Genomic DNA, 16,694 nt, shown 5'->3' on the forward strand with positions numbered 1-16,694 from the left:
TCGATCAGTTTCGAGCGGGAGGAAGGCAAGGTCGATGCGCGCGCCTGTTCTTCATTCGGGGGGATCGGACAGAAGGTACGACGATGAAATTTGACAGCGAGACCAGCTTCCTTACCGCATTCGACAATCAAGAGGGCCGCCATGGCGAGGCCATCGCCGGGATCGCCACGCGCGCCCGCCGGCTCGCGCTTATCGGCTGCTTCCGCCCGCGCCAGTGCGGGATCGCGACCTTCACCGCCGACGTATACGATCATCTGAAAGCGGCACGTCCCGATATGGCAATTGACATCTATGCGATGGCAGTGCGGGCAGGCGATGCGAGCGATGCCGCCGCCGTTGCCGGTATCGAGGAACGTGATGCCGACGGCTACCGCGCCGCCGCCGAAGCGATCAATGCGAGCGGGGCGGACGCGGTCTGGCTCCAGCATGAGTTCGGCATCTTCGGCGGGCCCGCGGGCGATATGGTGCTGGGGCTCGTCGACCGCGTGGCGGCGCCTCTGATTGTCACCTTTCACACCATCCTCGCCGAACCCGGCGCCGACCAACGGCGCGTGATGGAGCATCTCGTCGCGAAGGCGGCGAAGCTCGTCGTGATGAGTGCGTTCGGCCGCGAGACGCTGATCGGCGTCTATGGCGCGAAGGCGGAACGCATCGAGCTCATCGAGCATGGAACACCCGACCGGGCCTTTGCGGAAAGTTCGCCGCTTCGCGAGCGGCTACGTCTTGGCGAGCGTCCGATCGTCTCGACATTCGGCCTCTTGGGACCGGGCAAGGGACTTGAAACCGCAATCCGCGCGCTGCCGGCGATCGCCGCGCAATATCCGGACATCCTTTACCGCATCGTCGGCGCGACCCATCCCAATCTCGTCGCCGCCGAGGGCGAGGCCTATCGGCAGAGCCTTGCCGATCTCGCCGAGGAGCTCGGCGTCGCAGACAATATCGCTTGGGAGAACAGTTTCCTCGACCTGCCCGAACTCCTCGAACAGATCGAGCTTTGCGACATCTATCTCGCACCCTATCCCAATCTCGCGCAGATCACCTCGGGCACGCTGGCATATGCCGTGGCGCTCGGCCGCGCGGTCGTCTCGACGCCCTTCGTCCATGCCCGCGAGCTGCTCGCCGAAGAAGTCGGCATCCTGCTCGCCGGCACCGACAGCGACGCCATTGCCGAGGCCGTGCTTCTTCTGCTCGCGCACCCCGCCGAACGGCGCGCCTTGCAGGAGCGCGCTTATGCACGCGGGCGGCTTACCGTCTGGCCGGTGATCGCGGCGCGCTTCGGAATGCTTATCGAAGAGGTGGTGGCCACGCCGGCGCGACGCGAGCCGCGGCGGATGTTTCCCTCCTTTGCCGCGATCCGCGCGCTGTCGGACGATGTCGGGATCTTGCAGCATGGAGCGGGACTGATCCCCGACCGGAACCATGGCTATTGCATCGACGACAATGCGCGCGCGCTAATGCTCGTCAACGTGAGTCCTTCGCTCGGCGAAGAGGAATATGGCCTGCTCTTCGCGCGCTATGCCGGCTTCCTCCACCATGGCTGGAACGCTGATCGCGGACGCTTCCGCAATTTCATGGGCTATGACCGGCGCTGGCTCGAAGAAGAAGGGTCCGAAGACAGCAACGGCCGGACGCTCTGGGCGCTCGGGCACGGCGCGGCGCACGCGCGCTCGCAGGAGCTCCGGGCCTGGTGCGCAAAACTCTTCACGCGCACAGCGCCGCTCGCCATTGAGCTCAAGAGCCCGCGGGCGATCGCCTTCGCGCTGCTCGGGGCTGACGAGCTTCTCGCTCGCGAACCGGATCATTCCGTGGCAGGCGAGATCGTCGAGCGCGGCGGCGCCTTTCTCCATGCGCTCTGGAAGGGCGCGCGGCGGAGCGGCTGGGACTGGTTCGAACCGGTGCTCGCCTATGACAATGCCCGGCTCGCCGAGGCACTCCTGCGCGCGGGCCGCAGGCTCGGCTCCGTGCCGCTCGCGGAAGCCGGCATCGCTGCGCTCGACTGGCTCTGCGACATCCAGACGAGCCAGGAGGGGCATTTTCGCCCGATGGGCTGCGAGGGCTTCGGGGCCGAGGGCGAGCTTTTTCCGTTCGACCAGCAGCCGCTCGAAGCATGGGCGACGGTCGATGCCGCCGCCACCGCTTACCGGCTCACGGGCAAGCTGCGCTGGCATGACCGCGCCGAGCGAGCCTATGGCTGGTTCCTCGGCGCGAACGACCGCGGCGCGGTGATCGCGAACTCGGCGACGGGGCGCTGCTGCGACGGGCTGACCCGTCACGGGGTCAATTCGAATGTGGGAGCCGAGTCCGCGCTGGCTTTTCACCTTGCGCACCGCGCGATGGCCGATACATTCTGGACGCGGGGGACAGCGAAGGACACCAGCGCCACCGATGTTGATCTGCAATCCCAGCCACACGCCGCTCCACATTCTTCATGAGAAGCTCGCTGCCGACCCCGCGCGGGTCGTGCTGCGGCCTTTCCACCTCGCCTGGCAATCCAATGTCTCCGAGCCCTCGCGCGCGGCCCAGCTCGCGGCTGACATATTGGCGATGGACGAGGAGGAAGCCGAGGCGCAGCTCGGCCTCGTCTGGAAGGATTTTTCCGAGCGGCACTGGCAGATCGGACGCATCTTCGACGAACGCTTCGCCGAGGTGTCCGAGGATCTCGCGCTCGACCCTTCGATTGTCTCGCCGGTCAAACGGCGGCTGATCGGCGCCTATTTCTGCCACGAATACAGCTATGCCGCCGCGGCGCTCATGAACCCGAGCGTCGTCCCGCATCCCGACCAGAGCGGGCTCGCACCCGATCAGCAGCGCTTCATCATGTCGATGCGCGCGGTCGGCGAGGGCCATATCAGCTCGGTCGCCTTTCGCGAAGGGATCATCGGCGAAGGCGGCGACTTCACGCTGTGGCCGCAGTCGGGTCCCGCGATGGCGGCGGTCGCCGACGACCGCCACCGGCTCGGCGAGGACGGCCGGGTGAATGTGCACCGGCAGCCCGACAGTGCGATCTCGAACAGCGTTCTCTTTCCTATGACCGAGGCGCAGCGCGGCGGCATCGAGGATTTGCGCCTCGTGCCCTTCGTGCACGATGACGGCCGCACCGAATATATCGGAACCTATACCGCTTATTCGGGGCAGGCGATCCGTTCCGAGCTCCTGCGCACGACCGATTTCTCGGGCTTTTCGCTCGAACCGCTTTCGGGCCGCGCCGCGCGCCACAAGGGAATGGCGCTGTTTCCGCGCAAGGTCGGCGGCCGCTATCTCATGATCGCGCGGCAGGACGGCAAGAATATCACGATCATCGCCTCGGACAGTCTCACCGATTGGGACGATGAGGGTCAGATCCTCATGAGGCCCGCCTTCGCCTGGGAGCTCGTCCAGATGGGCAATTGCGGCAGTCCGATCGAATGCGACGAGGGCTGGATCCTCCTGACCCACGGGGTCGGCGCGATGCGCAAATACAGCCTCGGCGCGGCCTTGCTCGACCGTGAGGATCCGACCAGGCTCATCGCGCGCACCGAATGCCCGATCCTCTCGGCTGCCGAGAGCGACCGTGAGGGCTATGTGCCCAACGTCGTCTACACCTGCGGCGCGATGCGCGCGGGCGACGACCTGTTCATTCCCTATGGCATTTCGGACAGTGCGATCGGTTTTGCGACGACGCCGATCGAGCGTCTGCTGGCGAGCATGAGCTAGAGGGCGGAGCGGTTTACTGCGGAGGCGCGGGACGCTCGATCTTCCGCCGGGCATCGACGGAAGCGATCAGTACAGCGCAACAGAGGCAGCCATCCTCGTCGGTCACTTCGATGCGGAGCGTATCGATATCGTTGATGAGATCGGGATTGTCGCCGAGCAGGTGGCCCGCATAGCGCGCCGCCTCGACCCGTGCTGCGGCCGTATCGGGAAGTTCGACGCCCTCGTCGTCGAGCTCGCGGCGGCCGCTGCTGCTGTGGAAATAATAACGGGGCATCCAACTTCTCCCACCTTCGGCAACTCACAAGTCTGCCTGGGGTTTCGTTCCGGCCCTCGCACCTTCGTCACTGCACCACGACACATGGCGATCCGGCGAGCCTCATACCCGCCTATGGCGCTCGGGCGTCTTCAAATCCAGTCTTGTCATAACCTAGATCAAGTCTTTGCGGAGCCAACCGGACAGTTTCGCGCAAAGGTGCGAGCGTGCGCCACGCCCGGCGGGACCGGTGGAGGCAATATGAAGCTGTGCGCACGGGAAGATCAGCCACGGTCATGGATGATCGAGCCGAGTCTCGACGCGGATCAGGGACACCGCCGTGCGGCGCGGCTGGACGAGCATATAATGTGCGGCGACAGCTATATCCTCGGCGCGCAGCATCTGATGCTTGGCTATCAGCTCCTTCTGCTTTCCGGGCGGGAATTCGGGATATTGGAAATCTGCACCGGTGAAGCCGGGCTCGATCAGGCCGACCTTGATATCCTGCTCGGCCACTTCCTTGCGGAATGACTGGACGAAACCCTGGATACCGGTCTTTGCGGCCACGTAGATCGACCCGCCGGGTCCCCGCGAGACCGCGCTCATCGAGCCGATCATGATGATATCGCTACCCGCCGACATGCGGCGTGCGGCCTCCTGCGCACAGATCAGATAGGCGATAAAGTCGGTCTCCAGCTGATAGCGGGCCTCGGTTTCGCCGGCATCGGCGAGCGCTTCGGCTGGAATGGCAGCATTGATCACCGCGATATCGATTTCGCCGAGATAGTCGGTGGCGGCCTCGAAGAAGCGGTCGATATCTTCCTGAACCGACAGATCGACGTTGAGACCATCGCCTTCGCCGACTTCGCCGATGCGTTGCAGCGCATCGTCGAGATGCTCGGGCGTACGCCCGCAGATGAAGACTTTAACGCCGCAGCTTGCGAGGAGGACGGCAATCGCGCGGCCGATACCCGTCGTGCCGCCGGTCACGATCGCGCGGCGCCCCTTGATGTCGGGGGCCTCGGTATGGGCGTCGGCTTCGTCGATCATGGTTCGTCCTCCGACTTATCGGCCGCGGGCAGCTCCTTCGGAACTGGAGAGGAGGCCCCGACGATCCAGTAGGGAAAGTCTTCGTCGGCCTTCAGCAGGCTGCAGAGGGGCTCGCCATCGACGAACAGCCGCGCGTGGCGACCCGCTGCTTCGCCAGCGGCGACATCGAGCGCGGCGGCGGGGCCAGCCGCTTCGAAAAGGAGGCGCTTCTCGAGACCGAGCGTATCGTCGCCATACTGCAGCATGATCGTAGGCTTGCGCGTGACCGCAAGCGCGTTCGGCCCAAGGTCTTCGGCCGGAGTTGCAGCAAGGCGGTTCGGGAAGATATTCTCCATTGCTTCGGCTCAATAAGCCGGCGGATCGCTGCTCGGAAAAGACTCGTCGGCGGCCTGGTCGACGCGGTCCCAGTCGCGGCGCACCGTATCGCGCATGCCCCCTGGTCCTGCCGATCGCGTCTGGTCGAAATTCTCTGGATGCGTCTCGCCATCGGCGAACGCCGCAGAGTGGCCGTCATCCTTGCTGTCGGTGGGCGACTGCTTGCGCGTGAACCAGAAAAGAGCACCCAGAATGCCGATACCGAGCAGCTTTCCGAAACCCGAGGAGCGGCGATCCGCCGTCATTGTCCGTGCCATAAGCTTAATCCTTTTGGTCGAAGAAACGCGGTGTATGGGAAGGCAACGGGGCGGCGAGCTCAAAGTTGCCCGGCATGGCGGCGGCTTAACAAATGTTGGGCGCTTTATGACGCAGCGGACCAATGCGGATCGGTCACGGGGCGGGGGCAACCCCCTAGTGGTGCCGGAAAATCGGTGGTGCAGATGGTTTCACGCCATGAACAGGGGGCCGGGGGCAACAGGGCCGCTTGCCGTGCCGTGTCAGGTTTCGAAATGCGCTTTGGGAATATGGGTGATCCGGCAGGCGAGATCGGCTTCCCCGGACGCCACGATATAATGATTGCCGGCATGGGCGATGCCGGTCGTGAAGACGACGTCGCGGATATATAGCTTGTCCTCGAGCGGCCGGGTCAGTTCGGGATTGGCTTCGAGGAGCGGCCGGTGATCGGTGCGGAGCACGATGGACGGGTCGTTGGCGTCGAGCAGCGACCAATAGGTGCGGTAGATACCGACGATCTCCTTCGGCTCGACGCCGTGCCAGAGCGTCAGCCAGCCCGCGTCGGTATGGATGGGCGGAGTGCCACCACCGATACGTGCGGTGGCGGCCGTCCGGGCATGGGGACGGATACCGGGCGCTTCATGGGGCTTCCAGTGAAGCGCATCGGGTGAGGTGGCGAGGTTGATCGACGGGCCCGCGCGCCATTCGGAGCCAGGCGGATAGGCGAAATAGAGATCGCCGAGCGGGCGCGTCTGGGCCCAGTAGCGGCCGTCGATGAGTCCTTCGAAAATCAGCATGTCCTTGTTCTGATGATCGAGGACGATGCCCTCGAACATCCAGTCGAGGCCGTTGGGCGAACTATAGAGCGTTGTCGAATGCCGCTCGGGACTGACCGAACAGGTCGTCATGAGCCAACGCTTGCCAACCTTGCTGATGCGGGCATCCTCGACGCCGTAGCATTGGAAGTCCGCGCCCGGATCGACGGCCTTGTCATAATGGATGGCGACGATCTCGAGCCCGTCGGGAGTGAGCTCGACGGGAAGCAGCCAGGACAGCGACGTCAGTGCCATGACGCGCCAGCTGCCGCCGCGCACCATGAACTTTCTCGGATCTGCGGTATCGCAAAGATCGAGCGGCCAGGCGTCGAGCTTGTAGCGCCCCGCTTCCCACCGGATCGAATGGACATGGCCGTTCTTGACGGGATCGCGGAGCGCTTCGGCGACCCGGACCATCATCAGCAGATTGCCATTGGGGAGGCGGAGCAGCCCGGGGTTGAACGCACCGAGCACATAGGTGTCGCGGTCGAGTTGTCCCGCGAGCGGCGAGCGCGACAGGTCGACGTCGTCGGGGCCGAAAACGAGCCGGTCGATCGCAAATTCTGTGTCCGCTTCCTTTTCCGGCATGAGGACTACCGTTGCGCCTTCCGATCCGTTTCTGTCGAGGACGTGTCGCTCCCGGCCTTAGCCTTCGCCGGCCGCTCGTCCGGGTTTTGCTTGGCGTCGTGATCGACCTCGGCCTCGCGTGGCCAGTGACGCAGGGCGGCGCAGGCGTCGAGGAAGGAGGTCACGTCGCCAGCCTTCGCAAGCGGGATGCATGCCTCGTCGAGCTTGTCGGCGATCCCGGCCGCCGCGAAGAGGGGCGCTGCTTCGGCGGTGTAGCCGATGAACTTGCAATGAGCGAAAGCGTCGCTGACGAAATCCTTGGTCGCGGCGTCGCCGGCCAGAAACGCCGCGCCAGCGTTGTCCGGAAGCAGCGCGACCGCATCGAAAAGCACCGACGGGCCGCCATCGATCTTGTGGCGGCCGGCGACGCTCGTTCCGTCGGACAAGGTGATGCCGCCGATCTTCGGGGCCACGAGCTCCCAGACCGCGCCCGCGGCATCGACCTCCTTGGTCAGCGCCTTGAACAGTTTCGCATCACACCCGTCGGTCGCAAGTATCCCCAGCTTGCGGCCGGCGAAACTGGAGCGCCCGTTGAGGACGATGCTGAGCGGCCGGGAAGGGGGGAGATCGGGGAGGGGGTTTTTCGCGGACTTGGCGGGGGCCGGGAGCGGCAGGCCGAGTCCATCCGCGACATTTGCCGCGAGGCCGCGGTCGATGTTGATCAGATGCGATACGGTTCGCGATCGGATGTCGGGGCGCTCGACCTTGGAAAGCTCGAACACCAGCGCGTCGCCGATATGCTTCTGCTCGATCGGGGCCTGGCTGATGTAGAATTGCCGCGCCTGGCTGTAATGATCGGCGAAGCTCTCGGGGCGGATGCGGCGTTTTGCACCGTCGGCCTCTTCGGGGAAACTGGTGAAGCCGAGCGCAGGATCCTCGCGCGGGCCGCCATCGGTCGGACCCCAGCTGTTCGGCTCGTAATTGGCGCGGCCCACGGGATTGCGCATCGCCATGTGCCCGTCCTGCTGGAAATGCGCCATCGGACATTTCGGCGCGTTGATCGGGATATGCGTGAAGTTGGGACCACCGAGCCTTTTGATCTGCGTATCGAGATAGGAGAAGTTGCGGCCCTGGAGCAGCGGGTCGTTCGAGAAATCGATGCCGGGCACGATATTCTGGGTGCAGAAGGCGACCTGCTCGGTCTCGGCGAAGAAATTGTCGACGACGCGGTCGAGGACGAGCCGGCCGATCGTGCGGACCGGCACCTGCTCTTCGGGAATAAGCTTGGTCGCGTCGAGGACGTCAAATTCGAATGCGTCCGCGAAGCGATCGTCGAAAAGCTGGACGCCGAGTTCCCATTCGGGAAAGTCGCCGGAATTGATCGCATCCCAGAGATCGCGGCGATGAAAATCGGGGTCGGCGCCGTTGATCTTGACAGCCTCGTTCCACACCACCGATTGCAGACCCTGCTTGGGCTTCCAGTGGAATTTGACGAAGGTCGACTTGCCCTTGGCATCGATCAGCCGGAACGTGTGAACGCCGAAGCCTTCCATCGTGCGGAACGATCGCGGGATTGCGCGGTCCGACATCGTCCACATGATCATGTGGAAGCTTTCGGGCATCAGGCTGATGAAATCCCAGAAATTATCGTGCGCCGATGCGGCCTGCGGGAAGGCGCGGTCGGGCTCGGGCTTCACCGAATGGACGAGATCGGGGAATTTCATTGCGTCCTGGATGAAGAAGACAGGGATATTGTTCCCGACGATATCCCAATTGCCTTCCTTGGTGTAGAGCTTGACCGCGAAGCCGCGTACGTCGCGCGCGAGATCGAACGAGCCTTTTGACCCCGCGACTGTCGAGAAACGCACGAAGGCGGGTGTACGCTCGCCGACGCGCTGGAAGATGTCGGCACGACTGACGTCGGTGAGGCTGTCGGTCAGTTCGAAATAACCGTGCGCGCCATAGCCCCGCGCATGGACGACGCGCTCGGGTATGCGCTCATGATCGAAATGGAAGATTTTCTCGCGGAAGTGAAAGTCCTCGAGCAATGTCGGGCCGCGCGCGCCCTGCTTCAGGCTGTTCTGGTCATCGGAGACCGGCACCCCGTGCTGGGTGGTGAGCGGCGCATGGCCGGCGCCCGCCTGATGCGTTTCTCCGCCATCGCTGCGGTTCTCGGCGTAGCTTTCGGCGATCGGTGCGTCGGCCGGGAAGAGCGGTGCCTTGCGCGGCGACTCCCCGCCCATGTCCTTGCCCGCAATCGCGGCAGCGCCTTGGCCGGCGCGGGGTTTCGGCTTGGAGGGGGATGTCGGGGCGGGGGCTGCGGGCGCTTTGGCCATGTCGGATCTCGCTTTGTCTGAAGGGCGCGGCAAGGGGGCGGAGGCGGCGGAAGGCGAAGGATGGGAGAGGGAGAGGCGCGTGCGTCCCAACACTCCTCCGAGCATGGTGATGGAACGAGTTCGCGATTTGAAAGTTGCAGCGACGGGTTTGCGATTAACCTCGATCATCACGATTCCGCTTCCCTTGTGGACGTTCGGCGGGCTTTCGGGGTGGCCGCAGTTGGGCAGGCCCGCTCACGCATTTCGGACGAAACAGGGAACGTCAGTGATGTTAACCGATCGCTTTTTGAGAGACCGTCGCGGGGTAAGCCTCGAAGCCGGCGAGCGCGCACGCCTCGAGGCCGCCATCAGCGAAACGAAGACCGTAGACGCGCGCAAGATTATCGCACGTGCCGGCGAATGGCTCGACCAGAGTACTCTCCTCGTCAAGGGTATCATGTCGCGCTACCTCGACGACCGGAACGGCCTTCGCCAGCTCGTCGCCATCCATCTTCCGGGCGATTTCGTTGACCTCCACGCCTATCCGCTCAAGCGCCTCGATCATGACGTCGGCACGATGACCCCGACGACGATCGCGATCGTCCCGCACGTCGAACTCGATGCGATCACCGAGCAAATGCCCGCGCTGACGCGCAAACTCTGGTTCGCCACGCTTCTCGATGCCGCGATCCACCGCGCCTGGCTGTTCCGGCTCGGCCGCCTCGATGCGATCGGGCGCGTCGCGCATTTCTTCTGCGAGACCAACGTCCGGCTTCTCTCGGCAGGGCTCAGCGACGGACGCCAGTTCAATCTCGGGTTGACTCAGGCCGATGTGGCCGAGATTTGCGGGCTGACGACGGTCCATGTGAACCGCGTCGTGCGTCATCTTCGCGAGGAAGGGCTCTGCATCTTCCGCAATGGCAAGGTCGAGATCCTCGATGCGGCGAAGCTCGCACGGCGCGGCCAGTTCGATCCCTCCTATCTCTATATCGACGATCCCGCACCTCCGCCGCTCCCAGACCAAAGGCCCCGCCGATGACCGATGAAATGCCTTCGCCCCCGGCGCCCGAGACCCGGGCCGGCGTCGCCACCGCCGAGGATGGCATGGTTGTTCTCGACGGTCCCGACGGTGTCGCGGTGACGATGACCGCTGCGGCGGCGCGCGGGACCGGCGAAAGCCTGATCGAGGCGGCGGGACGCGCTGAAGAACAGGGCGCCCGCAAGCGGTCCTGAAGGGTCGGCCGCTCAGCTCCGGCGCGCGCAGGGGGTGACGGGGCAGTCGTCGATAGGCCGATAGCAGATGGGGCGGGCAAGGCCGGAGGCTGCACGCGCGTGGCCGGTAAACGCATTGATCGATGTTGTATCGCCGCCGTGCGCGGGAACGCGGCGGCGCGGCGGCGGTTTTCCTTGAACGAGCGCCACGGGGCGCTGCGGATCGAGGAGATAGCCGGACGTGGAAGAGGCCGCCGGATTGATAGCGCCTGCCGCGACGATGATCGCGGCGATGATGACGGCGGCCAATCTCGGGGCGCGCATCACCGGCTGGGGCTTCGTCGTGTTCACGCTGGGCTCGCTCGCCTGGTCGGTCGTCGGGTTCAGTTCGGGCCAGACCAATCTCCTCGCGACGAACCTCTTTCTTACCCTCGTCAATCTCGTCGGCATCTGGCGCTGGCTCGGCCGCCAGCGCGAATATGAGGACGGCGCGCGGCGGGCCGCGAAAGGGAGCCGGACCGCGGCTTCGCCATCGCTCTTTGCAGCGAGCGCCTTCGGCGGTCTTCCGGTGAGCGATATCTGCGGCGAAGCGATCGGCCAGGCAGTCGATGCGATGATCGAATGCGAAAGCGGATGCCTCTCCTATGTCGTCATTGCGAGCGGCGGGCTCGGGGGCATCGACGAGACGCTGCGCGCGGTGCCCGCGGCGATGCTCGACTGTCACGCGGACGGGCTGGTGCTGCTGATGAGCGCAGCCGAATATGAGAAGCGCGATGCGCTCGACGGGGCGGCCTGGCCTGCGCGTCCGCCACGCGAACGGGAGGTCATGGGGGTTTCGGCGGGAGCTTCGGCTGCGGCGGCTGGCGAGCGGCCCCGAGACGTCAATGAGGAGACAGACGATGTCGCGGCTCAGGGATAACGGCCTCACCATCGTACTGCTCCTGCTTTTTGCGGGGTCGATCGTCGGCCATTGGGTGACCGGGTGGCACGTCGCGCTTGAAGACGCGGCGCGGCACCATCAACCCGGCCTGTCGCTCTGGGCTTATAGCGGCAGCCCCCAGTTCCTCTCCTCGGTCTTCGAAAATTGGGAGAGCGAATTTCTCCAGATGTCGGCCTATGTCGTGCTGACGGCGATGCTCGTCCAGCGCGGCTCTTCGGAATCGCGCGATCCGGACGCCCCGCCGCGCGATGCCGATCTTGCAGCGCAAGCGCTCAAACCAGGTGCACCGGCGGTCCTGCGCAGGGGCCGTCTCGCCCGCGCGCTGTACGCCCGCTCGCTGGGTCTGGTGCTCGCGCTCCTCTTTCTTGTGTCCTTCATCCTCCACTGGACGCAAAGCGCCCGCAGCGCCGCGGAGGAGGCGCGCGAACATGGCGAGATTGCCCTTTCCACCTTCGCTTATCTTGGCGAGCCCGGTCTCTGGTTCGAATCATTCCAGAACTGGCAGAGCGAGTTTCTTTCGACTGCCGTGCTCGTGCTCCTGTCGATCTTCCTTCGCCAGAAGGAGTCGCCCGAATCCAAGCCGGTCGCGGCACCGCACGCGGAGACCGGCTCATGATGTTCGGCCTTCCTGTTCCCGATGCATCGCTCGCCTTTGCGGGCGCCGCTGGTCGGCTCGGTCCGTCGATGCGCCGAACTTCTGATTTTATCTGGTCCCGCCGGAACGATCGCAGGAGGTGGGCGTCAGTCGAGTGTCGCCTCGCACGCGGGGCCGCGCTTCCCGAAAAGACGCCGGCTGGGTCGGCGTTCCCCAGATGACGCCCGGGCTGCTCCCGGGCGGGAGATGATCCATGTCCAGACATAAGACCGACTTGACCGATCCCTTGCTGCTCGCCGCCGCCGGCGCCGGCATCGCCGCGCTGGCGACAGGCGCCGCGCTCTGGCAGCGCCGCCGGCAAGCGAGGCAGGCCGGCGAAGGCGAGCCGATCGCGACCGACGCCCCGCACTGGACATTGGACAAGCCTTCGGACCGCGCGCTGTTCGGCAAATCCTTGCTCATCAACCGCCCGCGCGCCGAGCTTTACGCCGCCTGGACACCCGAGCGCTTTCCCGAATTCATGGAGAATGTGGTCGCGGTCGACGATCTTGGCGACGATGTCTCGCAGTGGACGATCAAGGCGCCCGCCGGGCGCGAGGTGACGCTGGTGAACCGCATCACCGAACGCGTCCCGGACCAGTCGATCTACTGGCAAAGCACGCCGGCGTCCGACATTGCGAACAGCGGCGAGGTCCGCTTCACCGACGCACCTGCCGGCCGCGGCACTTATGTGAGCCTGATCCTCGCTTATGATCCGCCTACGGGCAAGGTCGGGCGGCTCGCCACCAAGCTCCTCCAGCGCGAGCCCGAGGTGCAGGCGCGGCGCGACCTTCATCGCTTCAAGCAACTCATGGAAACCGGCGAAGTGACGAGCAATGCCTCGCCGTCTGCACGAAGCTCCGAGAGCGCCGCCGGGCCGCACATCTGAACGTCGACCACGCAGCACAATCATATCTCAAGGAGAAGGCCATGCGCGCCGTTACCTGGCAGGGACGCCACAAGATCAGCGTCGAGACTGTCCCCGACCCCGAAATCGTCAACCCGCGCGATGCGATCATCGCCGTGACCTCGACCGCGATCTGCGGCTCGGACCTCCATCTCTACGATGGCTATATCCCGGGCATGCGCGCCGGCGATATCGTCGGACACGAGTTCATGGGGGAAGTCGTCGAGACGGGCGCTTCCTCGACGCTGAAGCGCGGCCAGCGCGTCGTCATTCCCTTCACGATCAGCTGCGGCCAGTGCTTCTTCTGCGAGAAGCAGCAGTACAGTGCCTGCGACAACAGCAACCCCTCTGAAACGCGCGATGCCTCCGAGCTGATGATGGGTCACGCGATGGGCGCGGCCTTCGGCTACGCGCATCTGACCGGCGGCTATGCCGGAGGGCAGGCCGAATATGTCCGCATTCCTTATTCGGACGTCGGGCCGGTTGTCATTCCGGACGACCTGGCCGACGATGACGTGCTCTTCCTTTCGGACATCCTCCCGACGGGTTGGCAGGCGGCGGTCAACGCGGACATCGAGCCCGGCGATACCGTCGCGGTATGGGGCTGCGGACCCGTGGGCCTGTTCACGATCCAGTCGGCGCTGCTGCTCGGTGCCGGTCGCGTGATCGCGATCGATCATTTCCCGACGCGTCTTGCGCTCGCCAAGAAATATGGCGCCGAGATCCTCGATTACACCCAGGTCGACGTTCGCGAGGCGCTCGCCGAGATGACCGGCGGCATCGGACCCGACGCCTGCATCGACTGCGTCGGCATGGAAAGCCACGGGTTCACAGTCGACAACATCCTCGACCAGGTGAAGGTCAAGATGCTCTCGTCGACCGAGCGTATCCATGCCTTGCGCCAGGCGATCCTTGCGTGCCGCAAGGGTGGCAGGCTCTCGATCCCCGGAGTTTACGGCGGCTTCGCGGATAAATTTCCGCTCGGTCAGCTCATGGAGAAGGGTCTCACCGTCAAGAGCGGCCAGACGCACGTCCAGCGCTATTCGGGCGAGCTTCTCGATATGATCCAGGGCGGCAAGTTCGATACCGTCTCGCTCATCTCGCACCATGCGCCGCTCGAGGACGCCGCCGACATGTACCGGCACTGGCACGACGAGCAGAATCTCTACACCAAGATCGTCCTCAAGCCCGGCCTCGAAAAGGGGGCCATTACTGCCCGGCAGGAGATGGAACATGCCTGAGCGTAAACTTGCCCTCATCACCGGCGCTTCGAGCGGGATCGGCCGCCAGATTGCCATTCTCGCGGCAAAGGATGGCTACGACCTCATCGTCGCGGCCGATGAGCCGCTCGTCGATGCCGCCGCAGGCCTCCTCGCCCAGGGCGTCGAGGTCGAGGCGGTCGAGGCCGATCTGGCGACCCCTGCCGGGGTCGAACGGCTCGTGGCCGCGGCGGGTGGACGGCCGATCGACATTCTCGTTGCGAATGCGGGCCATGGCCTCGGGCACGGTTTTCTTGACCAGCCGGTGGCCGAATGGCGGCACGTCATCGACACCAATATCACCGGCACGCTGCTGCTGATTCAGCCGGTCCTGAAGGCGATGGTTGCGCGCGGCGAAGGCAAGGTGCTGATCACCGGTTCGATCGCCGGTCATCTCGCCGGCTCCTTTCAGGCGGTGTATAATGGCACCAAGGCCTTCGTCGACAGCTTCGCCGCCGCCATAGGCAACGAACTCAAAGACAGCGGCGTCACCATCACGTGCCTCAAGCCGGGCGCGACCGACACCCGGTTCTTCGAGCGCGCCGGCATGCTCGACACCAAGGTGGGCCAGTCGGAGAAGGACGATCCCGCCGATGTCGCGAAAACGGGCTGGGATGCCCTGCTCGCGGGCGAGCATGCTGTCGTCCACGGCCTCAAGAACAAGGCACAGGTTCTGGCGTCGGGCGTTCTCAGCGAAGCGACCACGGCCGAAATGCACCGAAAGCTTGCCGAGCCGGGGTCGGGAAATCAAGACTGATCAGGCCTATGAGGCCCCAAGCCGCGAAGAGGAGACGTTCATGACCGATACCGATGACAGCAAGCGCGGTGCATCCGCCGGCGACGGGTCGCTGCCGCAAGAGCCCGTCGAACGCCGCGAGAATGTCGGGACGACGACGCCCGATCGCTATCCCGCAGCCGAACGCGAGGCAGGCGACGTCTCGGGCGCCGCCAATCGCGGACGGCGCCGCAGCACCGGCAGCGGTCCGGTTAGCGGAAGCGGCGCGGGCGCCGGCGGCAAGGGCAATGCCGAGGATTATGACAGCGATCCGCAGGGCGGCGGCGGGCGCGCCGCCGAGCCCGAGACGCCGCCGCCTGGCAAGGGGGCGGATGCGCCGGTTGGAGGAAGCCGCTAGGCGGTCGCGAAGATCTGGTGCGGTCGGGCTGGCGCGCTGCAATCTCCTGCTGCCGACCGACCGCTCTCTGTTTCATTCGATCCTGTAGTCTATCGGTTTGAAGCTGCCGCCGCAGCTGTCATAGGCCGAACAGGCGGTCAGCCCGATGACGAGGTCGTCGAGCGCGCGAAGACGGATGAAATCGCCGGCTTTCGTCGTCGGCGGGAGGACGCGGATCTTGCCATCGCTGCCGACCGGCACATTCATGAACAGGTTGAAGGCGACGGGGATGGCGTCGGCGGCAATTCCATAGGGTTCGAGCGCTTCGGCGAGATTGCCGAAGCAGCCGCGATGGACGGGCTTGTCGGCATAAAAATGACGGAAGGTCGCCTCGCTGCACGGCGTCAGCAGGAAATCATGCACGCCGCAGCTGTCTTCGACGATCTCGAGCAGCGCGTTCGAGCGGTTCGACCAGAGGCGGTTGCCTTCCGTCAGGCGGATGCTTTCCTCATAGTCGAAGGTCCGCCCGTTCGAGATCGCCTCGCGCGGATCTGCCGCACTGAAGGCCAGCAGATCACTGACCTGACCGCCTTCGGGATCGATCACACAAAGGGTGGCACCTCGCGGAAGCGGGAAAGCGGCGCCGCTGCGGGGGCTGATCCGTTGAGTCATTGGTGATCCTTATCTGGGATGGTATGACGAACGACCGGGCGGATTTCCCGCCCGGTCTTGTCGTCATGATGATGGCGTCGGCGCTCAGGGCGCGAGCTTGCCGAGCTCGGTGCGGTGCGCCTCGACGACGGGAACGATCTCGGCGGCGGCTTGCTTGAGCGCTATCGCCTCGCCCGACGCGGCATAGCCCTGATGCAGCGCAAGCGCGGCATCATGCGCCGTCTTCTGATGGCCGAGATAGATTTTGTCGATCCCCGCCGAATCGGCGGCCTTGATATCCGCGAGCATTTTCTCCTGGTCGGAATCGAGCTTGGGCGCCGGGACCTCGGCGCCGGCGGCCTCGGCCGCCGCCTTCACCTTGGCGGTCGACTTGGCATGATGATCGATCATCATTTCGGCAAAGGTCCTGACCTTCGCATCCTTCGACTTGGCGAGCAGTGCCTTCGAGGATTCGATCTCCCAGAGATCGCCGGCACCGGCCTTGGCGATATAGTCGGCCGTGCTCGCCGCCGGGGAGGCGGCGGGGGGCGCAGCGTCGGGCGCGGACAGGGCCGTGTCCGCCGGAGCGGCCGTCTGGTCCGCTTCGCTGGTGTCGGGGCCGCCGCATCCGGCGACGAGCGCGGCAAGCGCCGCAGCTCCTATCCAATTCTTCATCT

18 protein-coding genes are annotated in these 16,694 nt (G+C 65.1%); 10 read left to right on the top strand and 8 right to left on the bottom strand.

Going from position 1 to position 16,694, the window contains the following annotated elements:
* Nucleotides 1-83: 83 nt before the first annotated feature.
* Together ACSYDV_RS13080 and ACSYDV_RS13085 are read left to right on the top strand one after the other, a co-directional pair.
* Complete coding sequence (locus tag ACSYDV_RS13080) at nucleotides 84-2,432, top strand: glycosyltransferase (RefSeq protein WP_438324248.1); 2,349 nt, start codon at nucleotides 84-86, stop codon at nucleotides 2,430-2,432.
* Complete coding sequence (locus tag ACSYDV_RS13085) at nucleotides 2,386-3,693, top strand: glycoside hydrolase family 130 protein (protein WP_438324249.1); 1,308 nt, start codon at nucleotides 2,386-2,388, stop codon at nucleotides 3,691-3,693. The genes ACSYDV_RS13080 and ACSYDV_RS13085 overlap by 47 nt, the downstream gene beginning before the upstream one ends.
* 13 nt (nucleotides 3,694-3,706) lie before the next feature.
* Here the strand turns inward: ACSYDV_RS13085 and ACSYDV_RS13090 are convergent, their stop codons facing one another.
* The 6 genes from ACSYDV_RS13090 to ACSYDV_RS13115 form a co-directional block, all read right to left on the bottom strand.
* Entirely contained in the window at nucleotides 3,707-3,967 is a 261-nt protein-coding gene (locus ACSYDV_RS13090; RefSeq protein ID WP_438324250.1) for a DUF6894 family protein, read from the bottom strand.
* A 273-nt stretch (nucleotides 3,968-4,240) separates the two neighbouring features.
* Complete coding sequence (locus ACSYDV_RS13095; protein ID WP_438324251.1) at nucleotides 4,241-4,996, bottom strand: SDR family oxidoreductase; 756 nt, start codon at nucleotides 4,994-4,996, stop codon at nucleotides 4,241-4,243.
* Entirely contained in the window at nucleotides 4,993-5,331 is a 339-nt protein-coding gene (locus ACSYDV_RS13100) for a hypothetical protein (protein WP_438324252.1), read from the bottom strand. Before ACSYDV_RS13100 ends, ACSYDV_RS13095 begins: the two co-directional genes overlap by 4 nt.
* 9 nt (nucleotides 5,332-5,340) lie before the next feature.
* Nucleotides 5,341-5,628, bottom strand: coding sequence for a hypothetical protein (locus tag ACSYDV_RS13105; protein WP_438324253.1), 288 nt, complete (start codon nucleotides 5,626-5,628; stop codon nucleotides 5,341-5,343).
* A gap of 240 nt (nucleotides 5,629-5,868) precedes the next feature.
* Nucleotides 5,869-7,008 (bottom strand): glycoside hydrolase family 130 protein, encoded by a 1,140-nt coding sequence (locus tag ACSYDV_RS13110; RefSeq protein ID WP_438324254.1) that lies wholly within the window; start codon nucleotides 7,006-7,008, stop codon nucleotides 5,869-5,871.
* 5 nt (nucleotides 7,009-7,013) lie between these two features.
* Nucleotides 7,014-9,323: a catalase gene (locus tag ACSYDV_RS13115; RefSeq protein WP_438324255.1), complete on the bottom strand. Its 2,310-nt coding sequence runs from the start codon at nucleotides 9,321-9,323 to the stop codon at nucleotides 7,014-7,016.
* Nucleotides 9,324-9,591: 268 nt separating this feature from the next.
* On the opposite strand from ACSYDV_RS13115, the gene ACSYDV_RS13120 reads away from it, so the two are divergent.
* The 8 genes from ACSYDV_RS13120 (at nucleotide 9,592) to ACSYDV_RS13155 (ending at nucleotide 15,387) form a co-directional block, all read left to right on the top strand.
* A complete protein-coding gene (locus ACSYDV_RS13120; RefSeq protein WP_438324256.1) occupies nucleotides 9,592-10,341 on the top strand; it encodes a Crp/Fnr family transcriptional regulator in 750 nt (249 codons plus the stop codon).
* Nucleotides 10,338-10,535, top strand: a complete 198-nt coding sequence (locus ACSYDV_RS13125; RefSeq protein WP_438324257.1) for a hypothetical protein — start codon at nucleotides 10,338-10,340, stop codon at nucleotides 10,533-10,535. Before ACSYDV_RS13120 ends, ACSYDV_RS13125 begins: the two co-directional genes overlap by 4 nt.
* Before the next feature lie 220 nt (nucleotides 10,536-10,755).
* Nucleotides 10,756-11,433 carry a PRC-barrel domain-containing protein gene (locus tag ACSYDV_RS13130; RefSeq protein ID WP_438324258.1) on the top strand — a complete coding sequence of 226 codons (678 nt, stop codon included), beginning with the start codon at nucleotides 10,756-10,758 and terminating at the stop codon, nucleotides 11,431-11,433.
* On the top strand, nucleotides 11,414-12,070 hold the full coding sequence (locus ACSYDV_RS13135; RefSeq protein ID WP_438324259.1) for a DUF6766 family protein: 657 nt from the start codon (nucleotides 11,414-11,416) through the stop codon (nucleotides 12,068-12,070). The genes ACSYDV_RS13130 and ACSYDV_RS13135 overlap by 20 nt, the downstream gene beginning before the upstream one ends.
* A 232-nt stretch (nucleotides 12,071-12,302) precedes the next feature.
* Nucleotides 12,303-12,977, top strand: a complete 675-nt coding sequence (locus ACSYDV_RS13140) for an SRPBCC family protein (RefSeq protein ID WP_438324260.1) — start codon at nucleotides 12,303-12,305, stop codon at nucleotides 12,975-12,977.
* A gap of 41 nt (nucleotides 12,978-13,018) precedes the next feature.
* Nucleotides 13,019-14,236 carry a zinc-dependent alcohol dehydrogenase gene (locus tag ACSYDV_RS13145; protein ID WP_438324261.1) on the top strand — a complete coding sequence of 406 codons (1,218 nt, stop codon included), beginning with the start codon at nucleotides 13,019-13,021 and terminating at the stop codon, nucleotides 14,234-14,236.
* Nucleotides 14,229-15,011 carry an SDR family NAD(P)-dependent oxidoreductase gene (locus tag ACSYDV_RS13150; RefSeq protein WP_438324262.1) on the top strand — a complete coding sequence of 261 codons (783 nt, stop codon included), beginning with the start codon at nucleotides 14,229-14,231 and terminating at the stop codon, nucleotides 15,009-15,011. The genes ACSYDV_RS13145 and ACSYDV_RS13150 overlap by 8 nt, the downstream gene beginning before the upstream one ends.
* Before the next feature lie 40 nt (nucleotides 15,012-15,051).
* A complete protein-coding gene (locus tag ACSYDV_RS13155) occupies nucleotides 15,052-15,387 on the top strand; it encodes a hypothetical protein (RefSeq protein ID WP_438324263.1) in 336 nt (111 codons plus the stop codon).
* Nucleotides 15,388-15,459: 72 nt separating this feature from the next.
* Here the strand turns inward: ACSYDV_RS13155 and ACSYDV_RS13160 are convergent, their stop codons facing one another.
* The gene (locus ACSYDV_RS13160) at nucleotides 15,460-16,038 is read right to left on the bottom strand and encodes a DUF1989 domain-containing protein (protein WP_438324264.1); all 579 of its coding nucleotides are present in this window, start codon (nucleotides 16,036-16,038) and stop codon (nucleotides 15,460-15,462) included.
* Between the two features lie 84 nt (nucleotides 16,039-16,122).
* Nucleotides 16,123-16,692 carry a DUF4142 domain-containing protein gene (locus tag ACSYDV_RS13165; RefSeq protein ID WP_438324265.1) on the bottom strand — a complete coding sequence of 190 codons (570 nt, stop codon included), beginning with the start codon at nucleotides 16,690-16,692 and terminating at the stop codon, nucleotides 16,123-16,125.
* Nucleotides 16,693-16,694 lie beyond the last annotated feature (2 nt).

The organism is Sphingopyxis selenitireducens (assembly GCF_051550705.1).
Taxonomy (GTDB): Bacteria; Pseudomonadota; Alphaproteobacteria; order Sphingomonadales; family Sphingomonadaceae; genus Sphingopyxis.